The 1,626-nt window shown below is 32.0% G+C and carries 2 protein-coding genes; both read right to left on the bottom strand.

Features of this window, described 5'->3' with window-relative positions; all coding sequences use genetic code 11:
- A partial coding sequence (locus KCG35_RS25155) for a CPBP family glutamic-type intramembrane protease (protein WP_215822598.1) occupies positions 1 to 461 on the bottom strand: 461 nt, incomplete at its 3' end.
- A gap of 76 nt (positions 462 to 537) precedes the next feature.
- The gene (locus KCG35_RS25160) at positions 538 to 1,332 is read right to left on the bottom strand and encodes a CPBP family intramembrane glutamic endopeptidase (RefSeq protein ID WP_215822599.1); all 795 of its coding nucleotides are present in this window, start codon (positions 1,330 to 1,332) and stop codon (positions 538 to 540) included.
- Positions 1,333 to 1,626: the final 294 nt, after the last annotated feature.

Raw genomic sequence — 1,626 nt, forward strand, 5'->3', positions numbered from 1 at the left:
ATGGCCAAAGTCGAGAGAATTACACCTCGAAAAATTATTTCCTCAACTACAGGAGCAACTATACATATTACCAACAATCCGCTTATACCAGAACTAAATAGCGTGTCAAAAGACTCTGAGTATATATCTGCACCAGGGAATAAATATAAAACTACAATACTAATGTTACTAAGTAAAACTTGAAGCCCAAGCATCGCAAAAGCAATAGGCAAAATCGACAGTGATACAATAACAGACCATTTGTTAAAATTAGCATGAAATATCTCAGCAAATCGCAATCCCATTTTTGGCAGTACAAACTGTAAAATTAAATATGTCGAAATTAACGAAATAATTATGTAAACAGTTGAATTTCCTGCTCTCCACCTAACTCCAAAATGAGCAAGGACTTGTGAAACTACCAACGGAGTTGCCATAAACAAAAGAGTAACTGCAATAGCCTGATACTTATTAGGAAACATTACTTCCTTACCTTTACTAAACCTGTAAATAATTGAAGCTAAATTGTCTATCTGTAGCTAGGTCGAAACAAAAAAATCAACCTAATCGCTTAAATGTTTTCTGAAGAGAATAGAATGATGTAAACATAACAACAATAGCTAAGGAAAATATAGCTGGTGAAAAATAAACAAACTCAACCGATTTACAAGCACCTGTCTCATCAGTGATAATATTATAGTTACTTAAGAAAAATTGGCTTAATGTAAGCGTTACTACAGCTATGATCGATGGCCAAAGCGAATAGCTACGAATATATAACCACCCCAAAATGAGTCCAACTATTAGAGCCTCTACAATTAATACAGCTTCAAGGTGAAATAAAGCAAATAAAAAAGAGGATGTTATTAAAGAATTTATCTTAGTATAGTTAGAAAGCAATCCTCTCAAAATAACCCCTCTAAAAATTATTTCCATGCAAACAACATCAACAATCCATTCTAAAGCCATATATAAGTTTTTATTTTCTAATTCATAATAAGTGCAAGTTAAACTACTCATTGAAGAAAAGTATGTGGCAAAAACAGCTAAAATACTATTTAAAACAAAATGCAAGGCAATCGAACCCAATATTAACGGAGCTATTGTCCATAAGATTAGTTCTGAAGAATTATTATAACCTACATGAAATAAATCTTTAAAGCGTAGCTTCATTTCTGGAAGAATATTATATAATAACAGCCCGGTTGTTATTATACAAACTATGGTATAAGCAATATGTGATGGTTTATCTAGCTCAATTAATCCAGCAATACAAAATATAATCGATATTACCAGCCCGATAATTATAAAAAAAACTAACACAATAACTGACTGTAACTTATTCGGAAACATAAATACTACTTTTCACCCCTAACTACGAATCTTCTTACTTCAACGAGTAAAGATCTTCAACAACATAAGAGAACCATAGTACTCGTAAATAGAAGGACCAGGAGCTAATGCAAAAGGATATGAATTGAACAACAAACTCAACTTTAAATACAAAAAAATTGCTACCAACCCTACTACCCAGCCCCTGGGTTTCTATCTTAAGCAAATTTATTAGTAACAGATAATACCACAGACCAGTAAGGTGTTGAGTATTTACATCAATGCTTTTTATGTTTTAACTTTTGCTGAAATAAA

The sequence above is a fragment of the Zooshikella harenae genome (assembly GCF_018837975.1).
Classification (GTDB): Bacteria; Pseudomonadota; Gammaproteobacteria; order Pseudomonadales; family Zooshikellaceae; genus Zooshikella; species Zooshikella harenae.